Below are 2,772 nucleotides of genomic sequence, written 5' to 3'. Positions count from 1 at the left end.
GGGTTTCTTTGATCCCAGCCTGATCAGTGGCCATTTTGAGAAATAACTCATGAGTCACCTTAAGTGTGGCATCCGCATCACTGACAGGTTCAATTTGTTCAAAATGCAGAACGGCATTTTCAATCCACAAATAGAAATTTACCTGCCTGTCAGTGAAGGTGATATTGATCTTATGATGGCTATCAAAAGCTTCCGGGCCAATTAAACGGGCAGCCATTGATATAAAGAAGTTCTCAAGAGGTGCCTCTCTCAGAACCCCCTCCATCATTGCCACATCAACGCCTTTATCCGGGCCACCATGTCTCAGCTCATAAGCCCCCGTAAGATAATTATCTCGCCAAGGCGCTGATTCCGATTGGTATCCCAATTGATCATAAGCTTTAGCAAGGAGCTCTCGGGCCTTATCGTTGCCAGGGTCAGCAAAGACCAATTTATTCAAAAGTTCGGCTACCCAACGATATTCACCCTGGTCAAAAGCCGATTGAGCAGCAAGTAGAACCCTCTCAGCCCCTCCCATTAAGGCTATGTATTTATCCGCAGATTCTTCCGGAGGAAGCGGATTAAGATTCGCAGGGTTTCCGTCATACCAGCCTAAATACCACTGATAAACCGCTTTTGCATTATGTTTTACCGTTCCATAGTAACCACGGTTGGAAAAGTTACTGGCCAAACTCGGAGGCAACTCAATCTGTTCGGCTATCTCCGTTGGCGTATACCCTGCATTTAATAAACGCACCGACTGATCATGGATATATTTATAAGTATCCCGTTGAGCTTTAAGAAATGTCACCAGTTTTTCACTGCCCCATATCGGCCAGTGGTGACTGCCAAAATAGAGGTCACTTTTCTCTGCGTATTGAATGGCATCATGAATATAACCGCTCCACTTCAAAGCATCGCGCACTTTAGCCCCTCTCAAGGTATATAGGTTGTGGAGATTACGCGAAACCAATTCAGCGCCACACCAGGCTCGGAACTCAGGAAGATAGAAAGTAAATTCTGCAGGTGCTTCTGAACCGGATACCACCTGAAATTCAAATGTCACGCCGTCGATCTCATGACGTTCACCACTCTCGGAAATCAGCACATTGGGTTCTAAGATAGTGAACTGACCAAACGCAGGTTCCTTACCTAAGCCAGAGCCCACATGCCCTCTTTCAGATTTAGGTAATCGCTTTCCGTACATGTACATAGAGCGACGTCCCATTGCCATGCCTGCCACCACATTTTCACTGGTGGCCTCTTCCATAAAGCCTTCTGGCGCGATCACTTTAAGTTGCTGTTGGCTGACTTGTTCTGGAGAGGCAATGCCATGGGCACCGCCAAAGTGATCAATATGAGAATGGGTGAACAAAATGGCGCTAACGGGTCTTTTTCCTAATTGATCATTTACCAGTTTCATTGCCACGCGTGCCGTTTCCACTGTGGTTAACGGGTCTATCACGATCCAGCCCGTCTCTCCACGAATCACGGTCATATTGGCCAGATCGAAACCACGAACCTGATATATCCCCTCTGATAACTGATACAAACCATGCCTGTTGTTGAGTCCCGCCTGCCGCCAAAGACTAGGATTTACAGTTGCAGGAGCTTGTCCTTGTATGAACTCATAGGCCTTTGTGTTCCAGGCCAATTTTCCGGAGGCGGATACTTGAAGGCCTTCTACCGTGGCTATGAAGCCTCGTTTGGATTGTGCGATATCTTCAGAATCTTTGAGGGGAAGTTGCGCTTCGACAGCCTGATTCATTTTTTGTGTTATCTGGGTGGCGGGGGAAAAACCTTCGACCGAACCTATGCCATCAACAGTTTCTGTCTGAGATTGAGTACATCCAGTAATCAAAACCGCAATTAACAGAACCCATGTCCCGTGCTTAAACATAATCTCGAAACTCCCTGTAAAGCGCATGCGTCAGCGCATTGAAAAACCTTGTAAGATCAACTACTTTTAATAGCTATCAACAATAGCTGACCTAGGCACTTAAAAATAGATTTGAAAACTAGGGAACCTCTGAATATTTTAAATCATTTGTATTGCATGAGCAAGGATAGTCGGCAAAACAGGATGTACTTCTACGGAGTTGAAACGCTCAAAGAAGCTGAAGAGTTCGAGCCCTTACCAAGAGATGAGTATGACAAGCTGTTTCAGGCACCAAAAGAGCCTGATTCGTCAAAAGACCTTCAAAGCAATACGCAAAACGACAAGCCTAAGCAGTCATAACATGGCCTCCGTAATAAGCTAAGCATAGTAAAGACATGAGTAAGACTTCTGACAACGCAACTGAAAACGACACTGTAGTCGACCAAGGCCAGCCTCTAATCAGCCATCTGATAGAATTGCGCACACGCCTCCTGCGTTCGGCAAGTGCTTTCAGGTTGACCCCGGCGGTTCTCAGCGCGTCAACGTCAGCAACAGGAATACCATACACCCGTTCCATGACCAGAACGTGCTGGTTAGTGTAGTCCCAATGAATTTCCGGGATGTAGATCAGTTCAGAATCTAGAAAGTTTCTACGGATCTGGGAGGCATTTGCTGCTTCCCTTTGCAGGTCGAGCTCATCGTAAATTGTTTTTTCATAATCTCTTACGACCTGTACCGGGTGAAGTCGCTTACCATCCACCCAATAGTTTTCCAGAACCAGAGCAAAGAACAGCATGACGGCAATATCTTGGTCGATGGTTCGCTCAATGCCAGGACGAATGACTTTGACGACTACCTCTTTACCTGAATGTAGCGTGGCGCTATGTACTTGTGCAATGGAAGCGGTAGCTAGT

General features: G+C 46.3%; 3 protein-coding genes. 1 reads left to right on the top strand and 2 read right to left on the bottom strand.

Features of this window, described 5'->3' with window-relative positions; genetic code table 11:
- Window positions 1-1,879: alkyl/aryl-sulfatase (locus A3756_RS13325; RefSeq protein ID WP_068553674.1), on the bottom strand; the 1,879-nt coding region annotated here is incomplete at its 3' end.
- A 183-nt stretch (window positions 1,880-2,062) separates the two neighbouring features.
- Between A3756_RS13325 and A3756_RS26700 the strand changes: the two genes are divergently transcribed.
- A complete protein-coding gene (locus A3756_RS26700) occupies window positions 2,063-2,218 on the top strand; it encodes a hypothetical protein (protein WP_156490463.1) in 156 nt (51 codons plus the stop codon).
- On the opposite strand, the gene A3756_RS13320 is transcribed toward A3756_RS26700, so the two are convergent.
- On the bottom strand, window positions 2,205-2,772 hold a 568-nt coding region (locus tag A3756_RS13320; protein ID WP_368664585.1), incomplete at its 5' end, for an AarF/UbiB family protein. The genes A3756_RS26700 and A3756_RS13320 overlap by 14 nt on opposite strands.

It is taken from the genome of Oleiphilus sp. HI0086 (assembly GCF_001635225.1).
This window is presented reverse-complemented; position numbering and strand designations above follow the sequence as displayed.

What these genes read in the sequence shown, in the direction of transcription:
- A3756_RS26700 (WP_156490463.1), top strand. Translation starts at nt 2,063, where the DNA reads ATGTACTTCTACGGAGTTGAAACGCTCAAAGAAGCTGAAGAGTTCGAG.